This window comes from Acidicapsa borealis, from assembly GCF_059115245.1.
This window is the reverse complement of the sequence record NZ_JCACNY010000001.1, coordinates 746,638-762,053: the sequence shown is the minus strand read 5'-3', so window position 1 is coordinate 762,053 and position 15,416 is coordinate 746,638. Positions and strand designations below refer to the sequence as shown.

Genomic DNA, 15,416 nt, shown 5'->3' with positions numbered 1-15,416 from the left:
AATGTCTCTGATGCGCCGTATTCAAAATCTCTTCCGTCGTGACGCCGTCGAGAGTGAGATCAATGCCGAAATCCTCGCGCATCTTGAGCTGCGCATTGAGGATAACGTGACGCGTGGGATGACGCTTGCGGAAGCGCGCCGCGATGCGATGCTGCGGTTTGGCAACACGACTCTTATCAAGGAACGGACGCATCGTTCGGACGCTGCGGTCACGATTGAAAGCGTCTGGGCGGACGCGCGATACGCCGTGCGAAAGTTGCGCAACTCGCCTACTTACAGCATTACGGCGGTATTGACGATTGGACTTGCAATTGGAGCGAACACGGCGGTGTTTACCTTAGTGCATGCGACTCTTCTGCGACAGTTGCCCTTCGATGAGCCGGCCCGCGTATTCGACCTGGATAACTTCTATAGAGATGGGCTAGCGCCCGACATGAGTTCCAAGAATTATGAGAGTGCTTTCAACGCGCAGGCTGCGAGCTTTAAGACGATTGAGGCGGCTTCGATGTACTCCTCAGGCGGTGTCAACTTCAGCTATGAATCTAATGGTTCACAACGGCTGCAAGCCTCGGAGACGAGCGCGCGTTTCTTCGATGTGCTTGGGGTTAAATCTTGGCTTGGCCGTGCGTTTCAGGCGAGCGACGACGTTCCGGGAAACGACGCGGTAGCGGTGATCAGCGACCGACTCTGGCACAGCAAATTCCACGGTGAGACTTCTGCGTTAGGTAAGACGATCACGCTGAATGGGCAGACGTTCAAAGTGATTGGCGTGATGCCGAAGACGATGGATTTTCCCTCTAATACTGATGTCTGGACGCCAACGATATTTGACGAGAATACCTTTTTGCGCGAGGGCGGGGCATACATGACGTGGGTGATTGTACGGATGCGCGATGGCGTGACGCCAGAACAGATGCGCGCAGAATTCACGGCTCGTGCTCAGAATCGCAATGGTAATCAGAAAATGGCGGAAGATCAGATACCAGTGCTTAGTCCTATTGCAGGCAAGCTAACCAAATCTATCCGGAGTTCACTTCTTTTGCTAAGCGGGGCCGTGACGTTGGTGCTGCTGATCGCGTGCGCAAACATCGCTGGACTTACTCTGGTACGCACTGCTCAGCGCAGGGCGGAGTTTGCTTTGAGGGCTGCGTTAGGTGCTGCGCGAGGGCGGTTGGTGCGACAACAGTTGATCGAGTCGGTGACCCTTGCGTTGGCGGGGGCTGCGATTGGAATTCTATTTGCGAAGTTGGCGTTACAGTTGCTTTACGTGTTCAAGCCTGCAGCATTGGAGAACTTTCCGCGGCCAGCGATTGATACCGGAGTACTGATCTTTACAGGCTTGATCGCGGCACTGACGGGCCTTGCGTTCGGCATGATTCCCGCCTGGCAGGCGAGTCATGAAGACCCGGCAACGGCGTTGAAGGCCGGGGTCTGGCGAGTGTCTAAGTCGGGCGCGCGGCTGAGGAAGATTTTGGTTGCCGGGGAAATCGCGACGGCCTTTGTACTGCTCATTGGAGCGGGGCTGATGATGAGAACGATAGTGAATCTGAATCGGGTTCCGCTGGGTTATGAGACGCGCAGTGTTTTGAGCTTTTCGATATCCTTGCATGGCGCGCCATACGCGGTGGAGAAGACAACGCCCGCGTTGGCACAGTTCTATACGAATGCTCTTGGACGCTTAGGTCAATTACCTGGAGTGAAGTCCGCTGCCGCGGTCAGTACGCTTCCGCTGGATACACGGGCTGATATGGAGTTCCCTGTTCAACCGGACGGTACCAAAACTGGGCGGCAAACAGCAGCCCCGCGTATTATCAGCAGCGGATACTTCAGAACGATCGGGACGCCATTGATTGAGGGCCGCGACTTCAATGAGCGTGACACGAAGACGAGTAATGCGGTTGTGATTGTCACCCGTGATCTGGCGGAGAAATTATGGCCGAATCAGAATCCGCTGGGACATACGATTCACTGCGCATTCTTTTGTGAACAGAACCCGACAGTGATCGGGGTGGTTGGCGAGAGTCGACGGTTTGGTCCGCGAAGTGAAGCGTTAGCGCAGTTTTACGTTCCCTACACTCAACGCGATTGGACTTATATGACCTTTGTGCTGAGTAGTGAGGAAAGGGCGAGTATCCTGGCTCCGTTGGTGCGAAGTGTTGTGGCGGCTATTGATCCTTCGCAACCGATCTATGACATGAAGACGATGAAGGAACGGCTGGATGATAACCAGTCGCTGGTGCGGTTTGAGATGTTTGCGCTAGGGTTCTTTGCAATGCTTGCAGGGTGCCTGGCATTCGTTGGACTGTATGGGGTCATTGCTTACACGGTGACTCAGCGAACGCATGAGATCGGATTGCGGATTGCGCTGGGGGCGCAACGTAGGCGCATCCTATTGGCAGTCCTTCGCGAGGGCGAGGTGATGGCTGTGAGTGGAGCTGCAATTGGCTTGATCGCTTCTCAGGTGCTTACGAAGCTGATAACGGCGACTCTTTATGGGGTTACGGCGCATGACCGGGGGACTCTGGCGTTAGCCGTGTTGCTGTTCCTTGGGATTGCGTTCCTGGCGAGTTTCATTCCGGCGCGACGTGCGGCGTCGGTTGATCCTATGGTGGCTTTGCGGGCGGAGTGAACGGCAGTGGCAGAGTAAGGGCGATAGTAGGGTGCTCGTCTCAGGTAGCGATCTTGTCTTGATACGTAAGTGCTGATACCTCCCTATTGGTGGTGGTGTTTGAAATGTCGTGACGGGCGATACGACTATTAGGGTGATTTATGGGGACCTCACGACAACATTCGTGAATGAACTCCGCAATATGATGTTCCGGGCAGATTGTAGTCGGCTCGGAAGTCATTCCGCCAACAGATGATCTCTGGGTGGCGACGAAGGTCATGCGAAACGGGAGTTCCATTAAGTTCCATTTCGTCTCCCCCAGGATGCGCGGCGGCAACGATCCGGCGGAAAATACTTGCCAGTTGCTCAGATTCCACATAATGCCTTGACGCGCCATGCTTCCAAGGGAAGGTGACGGCGCACATCGACCGCGAGATTAGCGCGCGGCCTGAGCTTGTCACCATCGAAACGGCATGGAGAGCGCCGAAGGAGCAGCACCCCGGAGCCTTGCAAAAACACCAGTACCGCGAACTCGACATCCCCGACAACCCGGACGCCGAGCCGCCATGCAGTCACACCAAATCTGCCCTCATCGTGTTCGGCAAACATGCCGGACGCACACTGACAGTCTGCGTTGACCCCGATTGCCCGGTACACAACCCGCGCGAAGCCGCCCGCGTCGCCGCCGACCCGCCTCCCATCATGGCACCCGCTGCCGCACAGGAGACGGAGGAAGAGGCAGCACAGCGCGAGGCCGAGCACGAGGAGCGGATGGCCGAGTACAGAGCCGAACAGGAGCGCAAAGAGGAAGAGCGCAAAGCCGAGTCCGAACGCCAACAGAAGGAGTACGAAGCCGAACAAGCCCGCCGCGAAAATCAACGCAAGGCACGTCTTGCCACCTTCGACCGCATCCTCGAACAGACTCCCGCCGTGTTCACGGCAACGCAACTTCGGTTGTTCCTGCGATTGGTGGTCTACATCGACCCCTATAGCTTCCTTGAGGAAGTCGCCAGCCACTTCGCCGGGGACGACGAAGATCACGAACAGACCGAGCAGGAGCTTGTGCTTTCCGCGCTCAACACGACCGCAGACGAAAAGCTAACCAGCTTTGCCCTGCGTCTTGCGTTGACCGATCACCTGGCCTTGCCTCGCGACACCGACACCGACCTGCTTTCCGAAGCCGAGGCCCTATTCGCTCCACCCATCGCCAAACCGAAGAAAGCTAGGAAGCCGAAGGCAGCACCCGCCCTCGTCAAACTAGGCCAGAAAAAGACAACTGCCAAGAAGCAGAAAGCGGCCTAACTCCGTCCACTCTGGCCCCGGATTCGTCCGGGGCCGTTTTGTCTCTCGCTCCGCTTCTAAATCGTGGCGGGAGAACCCTCTTCGGTTTCTCCCGGCCCTCATCCCGCCTTTTGTCCGGCCTCCACTCGCCGGCTGCGCGCCAGAAGACGTTCCCCCTTCTGGACTTTCCCCTCTGCTGCCTGCGGCGCACCTTGGACCTTTTGATGGAGAAGCGTTGACGCCCCTAAGCCCATCTCGACTGGTTTTCTTCACACACAGGTTTTTGTTGCTGCGTCGTTCAACTTCAAAAGCGCTTCCTTGCAAGCACTGCGGAGACACTCTGATTCTGGTAGCCTGCGTCTGCCTGTGACTGACGTTACGTAAAGTGAAGTCGGAAGCAACATCACGGAGGAAGTCCATAAAGGAATTGCCCTCAATGCAGGATTCATCAAAAAGGCGCGCTTCTTGAAGAATGCATCTCTGCCTGAAGGAGCGGCAGTCGTTACGCCGATGAACCGGATGCAATCATTCAAGATCTGTCAGCCGCATTCGAGGCGTTCAGCCGAGCTGCCCAATCTGCGCATAGGCCTGTCGTAGAACGGCTTCGCGCCTATCCGGAGAACCAACGCCCTCGGCGCGCACAACCGTGAAGTCGCTGATTCCCAGGAACTGGAACATGTCTCGTAGGAACGCTTCCTGATAGTCGAAACGCTCCCACGATGTTCCTGGCGCAAACGACATGCCGCGTGTACTAACAGCGATGATCCGCTTGTTACCGAGAAGTTTCATCGGGCCATTCGGTCCGAAGCCAAACGTGACACCGGGGACGACAAGGTGATCGATCCACGCTTTGAGTTGCGACGGAACGCCCAGGTTGTACATCGGAGCACCCACGATAACCACATCTGCCTTTCGGAATTCATCGATTAGTTCCTGCGCAAGCGACAGCTCCGCCCTTTGCGAATTGCTGAGTTCCGACAGCCTCCGGCGATGCCGGGCCGTTGCGGTGTAGTGATTTGGCGGTTCCTGAGCGAGGTCGCGATAGACGTACCCGGCTTCAGGATGCAGAGTCTTCAGCCTCGCCACTACGGCCTCGGTCAATGCTCGGCTTACAGACTTCTCTCCAGAGATGCTTGAGTCAATATGCAGAATATTCAAGACCGAGCTCATCTTTCCTTGGTGACCTGCATTCGATTGCACGAATGGCCCTATTGCGATGGCAGTCCGTCATACCGTATTGAAGCGTTGCGGGGTCGAATTCGAAGCTCCACTTCTATCTACGGGGCCACTCCCATTAGTAGTGTTCTCCCACCAGTTCTCCAGCTTTTGCCCACAGTTCCTCAGCGTGGTCAGGATTGAGGGCATAGCTGCGAACCCCTGGGCTAAACGGGCTGACTTGCACATCGTCCGACAGAACATTGGCAACACTGCAATCCTCGCAATAGCGTCCGCCAATTGTTTCGGCATCTGCCACGACGGCCGCCCACACCGTTGTCGCTGCACCTTGTGGAATCGACTTTCCTTGAAAGGGGGGATTCCCGAGAGCGAGGTGCTGCTCGTGCATCGCTGCGAAGGTCGCTCGAAACTCTGCCGGATCGATATGGCGAGTGAGTTCCGTGTGGATTCCGCCGGGGTGAACACTCGCCGCCCTCACGCCGCGTTCCTTGTGTCGGTTATCGAATGCTACGGCAAGCAGAGCATCCCCCGTTTTGGAGCGGCCATACGCGGTCCACGGGTAGTAGGTTGACTGCTCAAAATTAGGATCATTCAAATCGATGTCGGCCATGCGGTGGCCGTTCGACGAAAGGACAATCAGTCTGGCTCCTTCGCGCATTAGCGGCGCCAGCCTGTTCACAAGGACATAGTGTCCGAGAACGTTGGTGCCAAATTGAAGCTCGAAGCCATCCTTGGTGTGTCCAAACGGTGTCGCCATGATGCCCGCATTGGCAATGACGAGATCGAGCGGCTCGTTCCGTGCAACCAGAGAATCAGCCACCGATCGCACCGAGGACAGGTCGGCCAGGTCCATCGGCAAAATCTCAAAGCTGCCGCCACTCTGTTCCGCTGCATCGCGAATCACCTTTGTCCCGCGCTCGCCCTTCTCCAGATCGCGTGCTGTGCCGATCACAGCAGCGCCATGAGCCACGAGCGTACGTGCGGTTTCGAGACCGAGGCCGGCAGAGACACCCGTGATGAAGACGCGCTTTCCGTGGAGATCAATGCCTTCGAGTACGTCATCAGTTGTTGAGTTTCGATCAAACGTCTTTGCCATTCCACAATCCTCCGGGGCGACTCACTTGAAGCGTTCGCCGATAGTATCAGTGTTACCATAGATTGCGGTAACAGCGATATTGATTCAAAATTTGCCTCGGAGGCGACAATAGATAAATGAGCGCTCCGAAACGCAACGTGAAGGCGCAGGGGTCTGCGCTAAAGAAGCCCGTCTCGCAGTCGGATCTGCGGCAACGGATACTCTCGGCTGCCTCCGAGTTGCTTTCTGCCGGAGGGTCGGAGGCGGTTACAACCCGCGCAGTCGCGGAGGCTGCCGGCGTCCAGACACCGGCTCTTTACCGGTTTTTCCGAGACAAAACCGCCCTGCTCGACGCTCTCGTGGAGTTCGGCTTTGCCGCCTATCTGGCCAGCAAGCCGGCAAGTCCCGATCCTGGCGATCCAATTGCCGCACTATGGCGAGGATGGGATCTGCACGTCGAGTTCGGTTTGTCCAATCCGGCGCTCTATCGGCTCATGTACGCAGATGGGCGATCGGCATCCGGCGCCGCTCTTGAGGCATACCGTCGCGTACAGCACCAGATTTCTCGGATTGCTGCATCCGGCCGCCTCCGCATAGACGAAACCAGAGCAGCGCAGCTTCTGCAGTCATCCGTTACCGGACTGGTATTCACGTTACTGAACCTCCCGGAGCGACAAAGGGACATGTCCCTATCTGCGATTGCCCGCGATGCTGCGTTCGCATCGATCACGTCCAAAGTACCCGTCGTAAAAACTCCGACAGTCACTGTGATCGCTGTCTCATTGCGAGCACGGTTAGATGAGACCGATGCACTTACCCCTATGGAGCGTGGATTGATGGACGAATGGTTGGGGCGCATCGCTCAGTATCGGAAACGTGACCAAGGGCAGCGCAGCTAATGGTTAATGCTCAAGTGCTTCTTTCTTCATTGCATTGGTCGATAGCGCACCTGTGACAATCGATCCGCCGACGACTTGTCTTGCCGGGCGGATAGCTGCCTTCCCGGAGGGTTTCTCTCCCATTCATTTCCAGGCGCTTGTCTGATCCGATCAAACCTGGGTCATGCCGCCATCCACTACAAGTTCCGCTCCACTGATGAAGCTGCTTTGATCTGAGGCAAGGAACAGGGTGGCCGCGGCAACCTCTTCCGGCTTGCCCAACCGGCCCAGCGGAATTCTGCTGATAAAGAAATCTCGCATAGCGTCGGGAGCTCCCTCCATCATTCCTGCATCAATCGGCCCAGGGCTGATGGTGTTGACACGAATACCACGCGGCGCGAGTTCACTGGTCCATGTACGTGCGAAAGAACGCACCACCGCCTTGGATGCGCTGTAAGCCGTGTGCGCGGGCAGCCCTGCAGAGCCAGCAACCGACCCAACCAGGATGATAGAACCCCCGGTTGTCATTAGCGGGAGCGCCTTCTGCACCGTGAACAGCGTCGCGCGTGCGTTCAGATCGAAAATCGTATCGAAGTGTTCGCCAGTGATTCCATCGAGCGGGCTGGCTCCGCCCACCCCTGAATTCGCCACCACGACATCTAGCCTCCCGGCATCCTTGGTGATCGCCTCATACACCCGTTCCAGATCTCCGACAAGCGTTAGGTCGCCTTGAATTGCCTGTGCGTTGGTTCCGAGCAGCTGCGCTGCTGTCTCCAACTCCGCTTGGCGTCGGCCTACGATGAAAACCCGCGCTCCTTCTGCAATAAAGCGCTTTGCAATGGCGAAGCCAAGCCCACTCCCGCCACCCGTTATCAATGCGATCTTTCCATTCAGCTGCATGATTCATCTCCCTCTGCAGTGATGGTATATCGCATATACTTGGTGTCAATTAGGTACTGGTAGTAGACCAGGTATACGCGAGGAAACCAATGACCGCTACAAAAAGCCAGACCGCGCATTCCCCAGCCTCTGTTCGAGCCATCCTCGAACAGGTGGCGAACAAGTGGTCAGTGATGATCCTGACTTTTCTTTGTGAAAAGCCGCAGCGGTTCAACGCTCTAAGGAGGAATCTCGACGGGATCACACAGAAGGCCCTCACCGAATCACTGCGGCGTCTTGAACGTAGCGGACTTGTGGCCCGTCGTGTGATTCCTGTTTCACCGGTGGCCGTCGAGTATTCGCTTACGCCCTTGGGACAATCTCTGCGGGAGCCATTTGCGGCTCTTTATAAATGGTCGATTGAACATCAGGCCTCGATAGAAGAGGCACAGGCCAAGTTCGATGGACATAATCGGACTTCGTCAGCAGGAAGCCCTGTCCCGTCTTGAAATCATCAACGCAGATGGAGCGACCGTACCGCATGCGGTAGGGCAGTCCCGCTGAATCAATGAAACGGAAAAGTCTAAAACAGAGTGTTGCATCCCGCGTGAGTCCTTCCTCAACTTCACGCCAGATTAGCTCCGGCTTTGACACTGCCTTCAGCTGTTGGATGTAGGACGCTCGATTTGAGATCGGCGTCCTTGGCGCATGATTTGTGGTTTCTGAAAGAAGTAGCCCTGGAAAAGTTGAAAGCCCATTTCTTTTGCGCGAGTAAATTCCTGCCTGGTTTCGACTTTTTCCGCCAGCATCTGGCACGATGCATGGCCAAACCGATGCACGATATCCGCAGCGTCGGCAAAAGAAGTCTGCTTGAGGTCGACCTTAATGAAATCAGCCACATCAGCCATGACTTCTCGTGGATCATTCGGTGTGAAATCGTCCAGCGCGACCCGGTAGCCCACAGATTTCAACTGACGGCAAACTTGTATCACGTCGGGTTCAGGAATAACGGTTTCGAGAACTTCAATAACGATTTGATCTGCCGGTAAGAGAGCGATGTATTCGCAGAGTAGAGTTCCTCTCGTGCAATTAATAAAAGCGAGGCCCTTGCCACACAGTCTTTCCAATCCCATCAGGGCCACTGTATCTATCACGGCACAGGACGCACCATCCTGGCTACTATTCTGAAAATGATTCTCGATCCCCGAACGGAAGAGAAGCTCGTAGCCTATGAGTTGCTCATTCGCGGAAAGTATTGGTTGCCGAGCCACGTATCGATGGCTGCTCTGAACTGGTTGCAGGCGGACTGGAATGCTGTTTGCGTTGTTGGAGGACATGATTCTAATCTCACGACCAACCCATCCTGAAGATTTGTGCCGATGGGCGCTCTTCCCGCCGGCCCGAGTAAATGATGAGAAGAGCGTCTCCGGTTTATCCAATTCTTGAGAAGCAACAAGATGTCCCATTTCGGATATAGACGACACAGCTCTCAGGAAATCGAGATGAGAACCTTGCCCTTTGTCCGTCCTGTTGCAACCTGCTGTAGTGCGGCTACTGAGTCTTGGAGAGGGAATACGCTCGCAATCTCAACATGTACGTATCCTTCCGCAACGTGCTGGGCAATCTGATGCAGCCTCTCGCCGCTCGTTGTGTGGAAGACGAAGCTCGCCGTCACGCCAAAAGACGTAGCCTTACTCTCGTCGGGCGGTTGGACGGTTGAAAGAAGCAGGCCCCCCCGTCGTAGTACGCCGAAAGACCTTTCCAGCGTGTCGCCGCCGACCGTATCCAAAACGAGATCGACTCCTTGAACAACACTCGCGAAATCCTGATTGCGATAGTCAATGACGGTTGATGCGCCGAGCTTCTGAACATAGTCCAGATTGGCACCTGAAGCTGTGGCGATCACATGGGCACCGACGCGGTGAGCAAATTGAACTGCGAAGCCTCCAACACCGCCAGCGCCGCCGTGAATCAGCACAGTCTGACCCTGTTCAACCTTGCCTGCTTCATGAATCGCCTGCCAGGCTGTACCTGCTGCTGTGGGCAGGGCAGCGGCAGTCTCGGTGGAGAGGGCATCCGGCACTCCAGTCAGCGAAGCGACTGGGACGTTTGCGAATTGTGCGAAAGCTCCTGTTCTACCGAACTTGTTACCGTCCACAGGGAGAGGCTCCAGCCGTCCGAACACTCTCTGGCCCTTCTCGATCTGCCCTGCACTTTCGGCCACGACACCAGCGAAGTCCGTACCGACGATGAACGGCAGCTCCAAAGGGAAATAGCCTTGCATCGCCCCGCTAACGAGCTTGATATCGAGAGGGTTGACGCTGGCCGCGAGTATCTCCACGAGAACCTCGCCTGTCTTAACTTGCGGAGCATCTGCCTCCTGCACCGCCACCTGATCCAACCTGCCATAGTTCGCTGCAATAACTGCTTTCATCCTCGGTCCTTTCTGAGCTAGTTCGCTACTTAAGAGGCCAGGCCCCAACTTGATTCAGCATTCCGAACCAATCCTCGAGATGCCATGTATGCGTGATCTTGCCGTCGCGGATGTAGTGGAACTCATGGAGAGCAATCGAGACGCTCTTGTTCGTCGGCTCGATGCCAAAGAACTCCGCGCGATGCGTTCCCCTGATTTCGGCACGCACTCCGACACGTTCACCGCCCCCGAAGATCTCGTGGATGAGAATTTCCATGTCGGGGAACGCCGCCGAGAAATAGCCAAGCATTGGAGCAATCCCTTCTGGTCCGGGGCCCTGTCCTGGGGAGAGCGGAATATCCTGCCAGTCCGGGGTGACAACCGACTTGAGCAACTCCAGGTTGTTTTCCGCAAATGCCCGATAGAAGTTTTCGAGCAACTGTCGTTCATCGGGCGTGTCGTGATTCGTAATTGTCATCAATTCTTTCTCCTTTGCTTACTGCTCTTGTCTTCGGCGGCTCAGGCAAACCCACCGTTCGTTCGCACGCTCTGCCCATTGATCCACGCTCCATCTGGGCCCGCAAGGAACGACGCGATTGCTGCGACATCTTCGGGCTCACCTAGACGTTCGAAGGGCGAGAGACGCTTGATTGCGTCGACTTCTTCGGAACTCTTCCATTGAAGGAAGAACTCAGTGGCAACGGGTCCCGGAGCAATGGCATTCACGCTGATGTTTCGTCCCCGCAATTCATTTGCCGTCACGCGCATGAGGCCATCGATCGCAGCTTTGGACGAAAGGTATGCACCATAGCCCGGTCCGGGCCTCGCGATCACGCTGCTGGACATCACTGCGATGCGGCCACGTTCCCGAACGTATTTGGCAGCCTGTGCCAGTACGAGAAACGTTCCCCGAAGGTTCACTCTGATTGTCCGATCAAACGATTCCAGCGATGCTGAATCCGTTGATATGGCGGCAGGCTGCATGAATCCCGCGTTATGCACCACTACATCGATTCCACCGAATTCACGCAAAGTCTTCGTGAATAGCGCACGAACGTCTTTGTCCTTAGTCACGTCTGCCGCAATCTGCGTGACCCTGACTCCATGCGACGCTACTTGCAGGGTTGCTTGATCGAGGTCTGGATCATTGGGTAAGCCGCTGAGCACGACAGAGAATCCGTCTCGGGCAAGCCGTTCAGCTATGGAAAGTCCGATTCCACGTGCAGCGCCTGTAATGATTGCCACTTGCTCCATATGTCTCCATTTCCTGTCTGGCATAACCATGTGTCTAAAGAAACAATCGCTCTGCCTTAGGCAAATCCACCGTTTGCTCGGAGCACCTGGCCGTGGATCCAACCACCGTCCGGACCCAGTAAGAAGGAAACAACACCGGCAATATCCCCGGGTTCGCCAAGTCGCTCCAGCGGAGCCATATTGGCCAGTTGGGCGATCTGTTGTGGCGTCTTGCCTTGCAGGAAGAAGTCTGTCGCGACGGGACCAGGAGCAACCGCATTGACGCAGATGTATTTTCCTCGCATCTCCTGCGCCAGTACGTGGACGAGCCCTTCAACGCCCGCCTTTGAAGCGATGTACGCACCATAGCCAGGGGTCGATTTGGCGATTACGCTACTGGAAAGAGCCACGATTCGACCACCCTTGTCGACATACTTGGCCGCCTGTGCCAACACGAGAAAGGTTCCACGCAGATTCGTCGCGATCACTCGATCGAAAAGCTCTGTATCGTTCTCGACGATGGGCGACAATCCGAGTATGCCGGCAGAATGAACGACGCCATGGATCGTCCCGAACTCTGACGAACGCTTGAACAGATCAGCAACCGACTGCGGATTGGCTATATCTGCGTATAGTGTCGCGGCCTTCCCACCAGTTTGTTCGATGGACCTAGCAAGTTGGTCTGCTGATCCTTGGTTGCCTCCGTACTGAAGTACGACGTCCCATGAGTCCTTTGCGAGCCGCTCGGCTATTGCCTTTCCGATGCCGCCGGACGCGCCCGTCACAATTACCACGTTTCCCATCTCGGTCCCTCTTGTTGCTCTTCATGGATCATCGCGTAGCTGGAGCGGTGCGTCCAATGCATAATAGTGATAGTCGATATGCGCATAGAACATCTTCGCCAAGCCGATCTCAACCTCTTCGTGGTTTTTACCGTGCTCGCTGAGGAACGCAATGTGTCGCGCGCTGCGGATCGACTCCTTCTCAGCCAGCCTGCTGTGACTCGTGCGATGCAACGGCTCCGTGAGACCTTCCGCGACGAGTTGCTGATTCGCACCTCCGGCGGATACCAGATGACCCCGAAAGGAGAAGCTCTGATCGCCGAACTCGAAGCGATGTTCCCAAGGCTCGATAAGCTCTTGAGCGGAGGAGCATTCGACCCGGCCAAGGAAAGCGCTCGGTTCCGAGTCGCAGGTAGTGATTACAGCTCCTATGTGATCGGTTTGCCCCTCATGCGTCAGCTCCTCGCTCTCGGCCCTCGCCTGTCTCTTGATCTGCTGCCCTTGAGCGATGAGATTTTTGCCGCTATGGAACATGGTCGTATCGACCTGCTGCTTTATGCAGATGATGGAAACATCCCGTCCAATCTGCAGCGACAGCTTTTGTACGAGGAAGATTTCGTCTGCGTTGTTTCTCAAAAAAGCCGTTTCGAACAGCGTCTCTCTGAAAAGCAATACTTGGACGCGAAACACGTCGGCGTGATGACGCTTGGAGGAGCTCAGACAATTCCTGAGCAGCGTCTTGCAGCATCGGGCAAGCAGAGAGATTCTCTTCTGCGAGTACCGTCCTTTGAGCTTGCAATCCAGATGGTCGTGGACTCAGACCTGGTGGCCACGGTGCCACGTCGGCTGACGACAGGTAGGCGAGTTGCCAAAGGCTGGAAGGTAGTAAGTGCGCCCAACCTCCTCGGCACGTTCAGTTATCTGATGGCCTGGCATCCGCGCATGAACGATGACACGGCGCACACCTGGCTGCGCAGCACTGTCGCAAGCATCTGCAAAGGTATGTGACACGGTTTGACTTCGCATTTGCTGTGGCTTGCATACAAATGAATCGAACCCGTCCGCCCCTTCGGGCTTCAGGAACTTGCAGGTTCCGTCAGCCCCCTGTCTTGGCAATAGCGGGCAACAGAGTCCTCGATCGTTGGCAGTTCGCCGAACAGCGCCCTCTGCTTTGGGCCCTCGTGGCTGACATAGCCTCCCTTTCGAATCCACGACAGCACTTTGACCTGATCTCTCAAACGGGGAATAAACCACGCCACGAACGGTAGCATGGTGACAACAAAGCCAGGGAAAACAGGCTTGGCGATCACCGGTCGGCCAAGGATGCGAGTGAAAGCTGCGGCTACCATAGGCCCGGTGGCCGGAACGTTGCAGCGGATATCGACGCTCTGGTTCAGCAGAGAACTTGGCAGGTCGAGTGCAGCCTCCGCCGCATACCGAGCCAGATCTCGGGAGTAGATCATGTCGAGCGCGACTCCGGGAGCAATATCGGGGAAGACTCCCTTTAGCACCCTCTGAGCCACAACGTCTTGAGCCCGGTCAAGAAAAGCACCGGCGCGCAGAGCGAGGTAAGGTAGTTGTTTCTCGGAGAGATATTTTTCGGTGGCCAGTTTTTGAGAGAAATGTGGCACATCGGGTGCCTTGTCGCATTCGAGGATCGAGATCAGGATGAATCGAGGCACGCCAGCGTTCTTTGCTGCGTCCACAAGCGCCCGATAACCCTCGGTGTCCGCCCCGGAGTTGTCTCCCTTCGTGCGAGCCGAATGAACACTAAAACCCGCGGCGCTAGCAATAACAGCCTCGGCAAGCGGTTCGGCGGTCATCGCACGTTGCAGAGAATTGGCGTCTCTCAAATCGGCCACCAGAAAGTCTGTGATCCCGAGGGATTTGAGTTTAGTACGATCACTGGTAGCTCGGACCATGGCTCGGACATGGATGCCTTGTTTGAGCAACGCAAGCACGATCTCAGTTCCCAAGGCTCCCGATGCTCCCACCACCGTGACGATTCTTACGGCCATGTCTTCGGCCTCCTGCGAACATCTTAGGATGGGCAACCGATACAATCTATGCGATGAAGTATTCAATTCTGTCGAGATCGTCCACAGTCGCAGGCGATCCGCTCTCTGACGTACTCTCGCTCCTCAGGCCACGCAGCTTTATGTCGGGCGGAATCGATGCCGGAGGAGACTGGTCCTTTCTATTCGAGCGAAGCCAGTGCTTCATGTGTTTTGCGTTGGTGTTGGGCCATTGCTGGCTTTCGGTTGAAGGTATTGATAAGACCGTGCATTTAGAGGCGGGAGACTTTGTGGCACTGCCGCACGGGACTGAGTTTCGCCTTGCAAGCGATCTCGCGGTCTCCCCGGTTGACATCCGATCGATCGTTACCGGGCCCCTCAATGGGCGTATCGTCTCGTGGCAAGGCGGGGGAGTGTGTGTGGGTCTCACAGCGTTTTTTACGTTTGCGACCGAACACGCGAGCATTCTGCTGGGTTTGTTGCCTTCTCTCGTACTTATCCGAGGCGATGCCGAGCGTGCCGTCATGCAGTGGTATCTACAACGCATGATGGAAGTATTGGGAAACCCGCAGCCGGGTAGTGTGCTCCTCGGAGAACACCTCGCACACATGATGTTGATCGAGATGCTCCGACTTCATCTGACACAGCAGGAAACGGAACGAGTCGGCTGGCTCTTCGCGTTGTCCGACCGACAATTGAACGCAGCTATTACGGCGATGCACCAAAAGCCAGGCCATCGTTGGACGTTGCAACAACTTGCCGGACAAGCCGGCATGTCGCGCTCGGCCTTGGCACTTCACTTCAAGAAGAAGGTTGGAATCTCGGTCATGGAATACTTGATCCGGTGGCGCATGTTACTGGCCGGTGAGCGACTCAGGAACTCCAACGATTCTGTCTCAGCCATCTCTCTTTCTCTGGGCTATCGATCCGAGAGCGCGTTCAGCTTCGCCTTCAAGAGAGAGATGGGCTGTACGCCGCGTCAGTATTGCCATCCCACGGGTCCGACCGGGGCAAAGTCCATTGATTACCAGCGAGAAGCCGATTCGTGAGGTCAACTTGTAAGCAAAGTTTTCTCG

17 protein-coding genes are annotated in these 15,416 nt (G+C 56.0%); 6 read left to right on the top strand and 11 right to left on the bottom strand.

Annotated features, from left to right (window positions below; all coding sequences use genetic code 11):
* Positions 1-10 precede the first annotated feature (10 nt).
* Positions 11-2,629: an ABC transporter permease gene (locus AC5S27_RS03175; protein ID WP_493933130.1), complete on the top strand. Its 2,619-nt coding sequence runs from the start codon at positions 11-13 to the stop codon at positions 2,627-2,629.
* A 40-nt stretch (positions 2,630-2,669) separates the two neighbouring features.
* Here the strand turns inward: AC5S27_RS03175 and AC5S27_RS03170 are convergent, their stop codons facing one another.
* A complete protein-coding gene (locus AC5S27_RS03170; RefSeq protein ID WP_493933129.1) occupies positions 2,670-3,005 on the bottom strand; it encodes a hypothetical protein in 336 nt (111 codons plus the stop codon).
* 14 nt (positions 3,006-3,019) lie between these two features.
* Here AC5S27_RS03170 and AC5S27_RS03165 point away from each other — a divergent pair, with 14 nt between their 5' ends.
* On the top strand, positions 3,020-3,910 hold the full coding sequence (locus tag AC5S27_RS03165) for a hypothetical protein (RefSeq protein WP_493933128.1): 891 nt from the start codon (positions 3,020-3,022) through the stop codon (positions 3,908-3,910).
* Between the two features lie 537 nt (positions 3,911-4,447).
* On the opposite strand, the gene AC5S27_RS03160 is transcribed toward AC5S27_RS03165, so the two are convergent.
* Positions 4,448-5,059 carry an FMN-dependent NADH-azoreductase gene (locus tag AC5S27_RS03160; RefSeq protein WP_493933127.1) on the bottom strand — a complete coding sequence of 204 codons (612 nt, stop codon included), beginning with the start codon at positions 5,057-5,059 and terminating at the stop codon, positions 4,448-4,450.
* Between the two features lie 124 nt (positions 5,060-5,183).
* Complete coding sequence (locus AC5S27_RS03155; protein ID WP_493933126.1) at positions 5,184-6,161, bottom strand: SDR family NAD(P)-dependent oxidoreductase; 978 nt, start codon at positions 6,159-6,161, stop codon at positions 5,184-5,186.
* A gap of 116 nt (positions 6,162-6,277) precedes the next feature.
* On the opposite strand from AC5S27_RS03155, the gene AC5S27_RS03150 reads away from it, so the two are divergent.
* A complete protein-coding gene (locus tag AC5S27_RS03150; RefSeq protein WP_493933125.1) occupies positions 6,278-7,039 on the top strand; it encodes a TetR/AcrR family transcriptional regulator in 762 nt (253 codons plus the stop codon).
* Positions 7,040-7,189: 150 nt separating this feature from the next.
* Here AC5S27_RS03150 and AC5S27_RS03145 read toward each other — a convergent pair whose 3' ends face one another.
* Positions 7,190-7,921: an SDR family NAD(P)-dependent oxidoreductase gene (locus tag AC5S27_RS03145; RefSeq protein WP_493937262.1), complete on the bottom strand. Its 732-nt coding sequence runs from the start codon at positions 7,919-7,921 to the stop codon at positions 7,190-7,192.
* Between the two features lie 86 nt (positions 7,922-8,007).
* Between AC5S27_RS03145 and AC5S27_RS03140 the strand changes: the two genes are divergently transcribed.
* Complete coding sequence (locus AC5S27_RS03140; RefSeq protein ID WP_493933124.1) at positions 8,008-8,406, top strand: winged helix-turn-helix transcriptional regulator; 399 nt, start codon at positions 8,008-8,010, stop codon at positions 8,404-8,406.
* A 150-nt stretch (positions 8,407-8,556) separates the two neighbouring features.
* Here the strand turns inward: AC5S27_RS03140 and AC5S27_RS03135 are convergent, their stop codons facing one another.
* The 6 genes from AC5S27_RS03135 to AC5S27_RS03110 all read right to left on the bottom strand — a co-directional run bounded on the left by AC5S27_RS03135 (position 8,557) and on the right by AC5S27_RS03110 (position 12,559).
* Positions 8,557-9,234: an EAL and HDOD domain-containing protein gene (locus tag AC5S27_RS03135; protein WP_493933123.1), complete on the bottom strand. Its 678-nt coding sequence runs from the start codon at positions 9,232-9,234 to the stop codon at positions 8,557-8,559.
* 152 nt (positions 9,235-9,386) lie between these two features.
* Positions 9,387-10,331 carry an NADP-dependent oxidoreductase gene (locus tag AC5S27_RS03130; protein WP_493933122.1) on the bottom strand — a complete coding sequence of 315 codons (945 nt, stop codon included), beginning with the start codon at positions 10,329-10,331 and terminating at the stop codon, positions 9,387-9,389.
* Between the two features lie 25 nt (positions 10,332-10,356).
* A complete protein-coding gene (locus AC5S27_RS03125) occupies positions 10,357-10,788 on the bottom strand; it encodes an ester cyclase (RefSeq protein WP_493933121.1) in 432 nt (143 codons plus the stop codon).
* Between the two features lie 41 nt (positions 10,789-10,829).
* Entirely contained in the window at positions 10,830-11,564 is a 735-nt protein-coding gene (locus AC5S27_RS03120) for an SDR family oxidoreductase (protein WP_493933120.1), read from the bottom strand.
* A 56-nt stretch (positions 11,565-11,620) separates the two neighbouring features.
* Positions 11,621-12,346: an SDR family oxidoreductase gene (locus AC5S27_RS03115; protein ID WP_493933119.1), complete on the bottom strand. Its 726-nt coding sequence runs from the start codon at positions 12,344-12,346 to the stop codon at positions 11,621-11,623.
* A gap of 21 nt (positions 12,347-12,367) precedes the next feature.
* A complete protein-coding gene (locus tag AC5S27_RS03110; RefSeq protein WP_493937358.1) occupies positions 12,368-12,559 on the bottom strand; it encodes a hypothetical protein in 192 nt (63 codons plus the stop codon).
* Here AC5S27_RS03110 and AC5S27_RS03105 point away from each other — a divergent pair.
* A complete protein-coding gene (locus tag AC5S27_RS03105) occupies positions 12,467-13,333 on the top strand; it encodes a LysR family transcriptional regulator (protein ID WP_493937261.1) in 867 nt (288 codons plus the stop codon). The two genes, AC5S27_RS03110 and AC5S27_RS03105, sit on opposite strands and share 93 nt — an antisense overlap.
* A gap of 68 nt (positions 13,334-13,401) precedes the next feature.
* Here AC5S27_RS03105 and AC5S27_RS03100 read toward each other — a convergent pair whose 3' ends face one another.
* Positions 13,402-14,343: an SDR family oxidoreductase gene (locus AC5S27_RS03100; RefSeq protein ID WP_493933118.1), complete on the bottom strand. Its 942-nt coding sequence runs from the start codon at positions 14,341-14,343 to the stop codon at positions 13,402-13,404.
* Positions 14,344-14,396: 53 nt separating this feature from the next.
* On the opposite strand from AC5S27_RS03100, the gene AC5S27_RS03095 reads away from it, so the two are divergent.
* Positions 14,397-15,389, top strand: a complete 993-nt coding sequence (locus AC5S27_RS03095; RefSeq protein ID WP_493933117.1) for an AraC family transcriptional regulator — start codon at positions 14,397-14,399, stop codon at positions 15,387-15,389.
* Positions 15,390-15,416: the final 27 nt, after the last annotated feature.